This window comes from Spirosoma sp., assembly GCF_048594605.1.
Classification (GTDB): domain Bacteria; phylum Bacteroidota; class Bacteroidia; order Cytophagales; family Spirosomataceae; genus Spirosoma.
The window spans coordinates 1-4,246 of sequence record NZ_JBMDWV010000124.1 but is presented as its reverse complement, the minus strand read 5'-3'; the positions used below and the strand labels follow the sequence as shown (position 1 = coordinate 4,246).

Below are 4,246 nucleotides of genomic sequence, written 5' to 3'. Positions count from 1 at the left end.
TTATGCAAACGACCTACGTGGACCCTGGAAAATTTACAAGCCCGGTACGCTGCAAATCACCGATTGCCGGTGCAATGATGCGCCATTCCCGGCTACAGAAAGTGTCCGGCACGAAGGCGCCGAAAACGCAGGGGATGGTGTCACGCACGTAGCGTCCCCTGATCTACACATCGACGAAGAGCACAAGCAGCTCGTTCTCTATTTTCATTGTCCGCTAGAGCATAAGGGCCAAAAAGGGCAGTACACGCTGCGAGCAACAACCAAAGACGGCATTCATTTTAAGGCAGATACGGCTGTTTTAGGCGAATCGTATTTCCGAGTATTTCAGTGGCACAATACATACTACGCGATTGGCCGGTCGAGTTCAATTTACCGGTCGAGCGACGGAAAAACCGAATTTGAAAAGGGGCCAAATCCGTTCGCGAAAATTCAGAAACCGAATTCACTACGTCATTCGGCGGTCAAGTTGATAGGTGATACGTTATGGGTCTTTTACAGCCGAGTCGGCGATACGCCCGAACGAATTCTGCTCACCAAAATCAGGCTGACCGACGATTGGAATAGTTGGACACCAACTCCACCCCAGGAAGTAGCGGCTCCCGAAACGGACTATGAAGGCGGTAATCTGCCGCTGACTACCTCAAAAATTGGTCTGTATTACGGGAAGGTGCGCGAGTTAAGAGATCCGTTCATTTTCGAGGAAAACCAAAACTGGCACCTGCTGTATTCGGCAGCGGGCGAAAATTCCATCGCCATTGGCCGATTGAATTTCAACAGACAAGCAACTCCCGACAAACCTTCACGTAGCAAATAATTTCCATTTTAAACCATATACAATCATGAAAAACAGAGCCTTATCGTTACTCAGTCTGCTTTTATTCGTTACCATAAACCTTAACGCCCAAACGCCTGCGCTAACGTTCGATGCTTTTGAAGCCAAACTGCAACAGGCCGGAAGCCGGGCGCAGATTCTGGACGCCCGTTCGGAAGAAGAGTACACGCAAAACCACCTTAAAGGTGCCGTTAGTTTCAGTGTAGCCGATCAGGCCAATTTCGCGAAAAAGACCAAAAAGCTCGACAAGAATTCGCCCGTGTTTATTTACTCGATTGGCAACGGACGTAGCGGTCAACTGGTGAAACAATTGCGGGAAAACGGGTTTGCCGACGTAACAGAACTACCCGGCGGCCTCAGCAAATGGATTGGCTCGGGCCGCCCCGTCGAATCGACTGTTGGTGCGGGGCTGTCGTTGAACGATTATCAGGCAAAGCTAAAATCGGACAAGCTGGTATTGGTCGATTTCGGTTCGCGCTACTGTGGTTCCTGCAAGAAACTAGCACCCATTGTTGATGAGCTTGAAAAAGAGCTGACGTCAACGATTAAAGTCGTTCGGATTGAGGCCTACGAAAACAAAGCGCTGGTGAAAGAGCTGGGCATTACGTCGCTGCCAACGCTGGTGCTTTACAAAGGCGACAAAGAAGTCTGGAAAAAAGCTGGCGTAACTCCTAAAGCCGAAATTCAGGCAAACATTGCCGAATCGCTTTAAATGAGTGTATTATAACTGCATTGACGTAGCATCAGTAGTTAAAAAACTACTGATGCCTTTGCAAGATTAACGAACCAAACAGGCGGCCTTTATAAATCCAGCTTATGTGGCTCCCTAAAACAGGTAATGACGAAATGAGGATATTACATCGAGGGTTGGCAAAGGCTGGCATCATTTTTTTCTTACTCGTTAACGCATTTGTTAGTCTAGCCCAAAAACCGGCTCCACCAAACATCATTTTTCTGCTAACCGACGATCATCGCTGGGATGCTCTGGGAGTCGCCGGAAATCGAATTATACAAACGCCGAATCTGGATAGGCTCGCCAGTCAGGGAGTCTTATTTAAAAATGCGTACGTAACCACCGCCATTTGCTGCGTGAGTCGCGCCAGTTTGTTGAGTGGCCAGTATATGTCCCGGCATAAGATTACGGATTTTGATACGCCGTTTAGTCCATCGGCTCTGGCGCAGACTTACCCTTTGCTACTCAAAAAAGCAGGCTATAAAATTGGGTTTATCGGCAAATATGGCGTGGGTACGAAACACCAGCCAAGCACCGAATATGATTATTGGTCGTGCACGAAAAAAAGTCAGCCTGACTATGAAGTACTAAATGCACAAGGCCAGCTGATTCATGATACGGATACCGTTAGCAGCGATGTACAGAAGTTTCTGGGACAATTTGCCAATCAAGGCCCATTCTGTTTATCTGTCAGTTTCAAAGCTCCGCACGAGCTGGATGGCAACCCACCAACCTACGTAGTACAGTCACGGTTTAAAGAGTTGTATAGCGACGTCATAATTCCACAGCCACTTACAGCCGACCCGACGTACTGGAATAGCTTTCCGGATTTTTTTCGAACGGACCAGAACATCGCTCGCCAACGCTGGAAACCTCTGTTATCTACGCCTGCTTTACGTGCCGAAACCGTACGAAATTATTACCGCCTGATTACGGGCGTCGATGAAGCGGTGGGCAAACTGGTGGAACAGTTAAAAGCGCTTCACCTGGATCAGAACACGATCATCATTTTTATGGGCGATAACGGATTTTACCTGGGGGAACACGGGCTGGAAGGAAAATGGTACGGCCACGAGGAATCTATCCGGGTGCCCCTCATTATTTACGATCCCAGACAACCCACGAATCGCCGGGGGAATAAATCCACACAGATAGCGCTTAACATTGACGTAGCACCAACTCTATTATCATTGGCTGGTGTACCGATTCCGGCCGATATGCAAGGCATTGATCTGCTCGGCAATCTCAAAAACAGCAAGCCTGCCCGACTCGATTTTTTCTACGAACATACCTTTATGGGTAGCCCCAGAATTCCGAAAGTAGAAGGCGTAGTAACGTCAGATTTTAAGTATATGAACTACATTGAGCACGGCTATGAGGAATTGTACGACACCGTTCACGATCCGCATGAGACGACGAATCTGGCGCATAACGCTATGTACACGAAAAAGTTAAAAGCGTTGCGTAATCGATATAAAGTACTGAAGCAGGCTGCCCAATAACTCATGAAAATACTGTTCGCTCTTTACCTACTTTCAGTTAGTACGTTCGTCGCTACGTTGGCATGGGCGCAACCAGCCTCTCGCTCGGGGGGCCGACCGAATATTATCCTGATTATGACCGATGATCAGGGATATGGTGATTTGGGTTTCTATGGTAATCCTCACGTAAAGACACCAAATATTGACGGATTTGCCGCCCAGTGCTCACGGCTGACCAATTTCCACACCTCACCCGTTTGTAGCCCGACGCGGGCGAGTTTGCTGACCGGTCGATATCACCAGCGTACGGGTGTGCATGATACGTATAACGGCGGTTCCATTATGGCTACTGAAGAAGTAACCCTGGCCGAAATTTTGGCACGGAATGGCTACCAGACGGGTATTGTAGGGAAATGGCATCTGGGCGACAACTATCCTTACCGGGCTTCGGATCAGGGCTTTGCCTTTTCGTTGGTGGGGCATGGTGGCGGCATCGGCCAACCCGGCGACCATGCCGACAATTTCTTCCGCCCCGATAGCAGCTACTTTAACTCGACACTCTATAAAAACAACGTAGCCGTTCGCACACAGGGATATTGTACGGATGTATTTACTGATGCGGCCCTCGATTTTCTGAAAGCCAATCAGCAGAAACCGTTTTTTCTGTACGTAGCGTACAATGCGCCCCACGATCCGCTACAGGTGCCCAGGCCGTATTACGATCAATACAAAGACCTGGCGTTCAATACGTCCTTCGATCAGCAAGCCGGTAAAGACTGGGCAACAATGACCGAGAAAGACAAAGAGGACGCGCGCCGGGTGTATGCCATGATTACTAATATCGACGATAACGTAGGCCGAATTCTGGCGCAGGTCAAGGCCCTCGGACTGGACGACAATACAATTGTAATCTTCACCACCGACAACGGTAATCAGCAATTGCGCTTCAATACGGGTTTTCGAGGACGCAAAAGCAGTGTCTACGAAGGCGGTACACGCACGCCATTTTTCATTCGACGCAATCGCATTTTCCCCGCCAATAAAGACATTGCTACGCGAATTGCCCACATCGACATTCTACCGACGCTGCTGGATGCGGTCCGGATTCCGCTACCAACTAATCTGCGAATCGACGGGCAATCGATATTATCGGTGATTCAGGGACGCGAAACGACGCGCCGGGGCGTATTTTACAATGCC

The 4,246-nt window shown here is 49.0% G+C and carries 4 protein-coding genes; all 4 read left to right on the top strand.

Translation table 11 applies throughout. The annotated features are described in order from the left end of the window. A partial coding sequence (locus ACOJS8_RS07750) for a hypothetical protein (RefSeq protein ID WP_420147967.1) occupies positions 1–814 on the top strand: 814 nt, incomplete at its 5' end. A gap of 25 nt (positions 815–839) precedes the next feature. After that, a complete protein-coding gene (locus ACOJS8_RS07745; RefSeq protein ID WP_420147966.1) occupies positions 840–1,544 on the top strand; it encodes a thioredoxin domain-containing protein in 705 nt (234 codons plus the stop codon). 104 nt (positions 1,545–1,648) lie between these two features. Further along, on the top strand, positions 1,649–3,067 hold the full coding sequence (locus tag ACOJS8_RS07740) for a sulfatase (RefSeq protein WP_420147965.1): 1,419 nt from the start codon (positions 1,649–1,651) through the stop codon (positions 3,065–3,067). 3 nt (positions 3,068–3,070) lie between these two features. Then, positions 3,071–4,246 (top strand): arylsulfatase (locus ACOJS8_RS07735; RefSeq protein WP_420147964.1); only part of this gene is annotated, 1,176 nt, incomplete at its 3' end.

Bases quoted from the DNA above. Each gene is read 5' to 3' on its own strand.
- ACOJS8_RS07745 (WP_420147966.1), top strand. From the start codon at position 840: ATGAAAAACAGAGCCTTATCGTTACTCAGTCTGCTTTTATTCGTTACC.
- ACOJS8_RS07740 (WP_420147965.1), top strand. From the start codon at position 1,649: ATGTGGCTCCCTAAAACAGGTAATGACGAAATGAGGATATTACATCGA.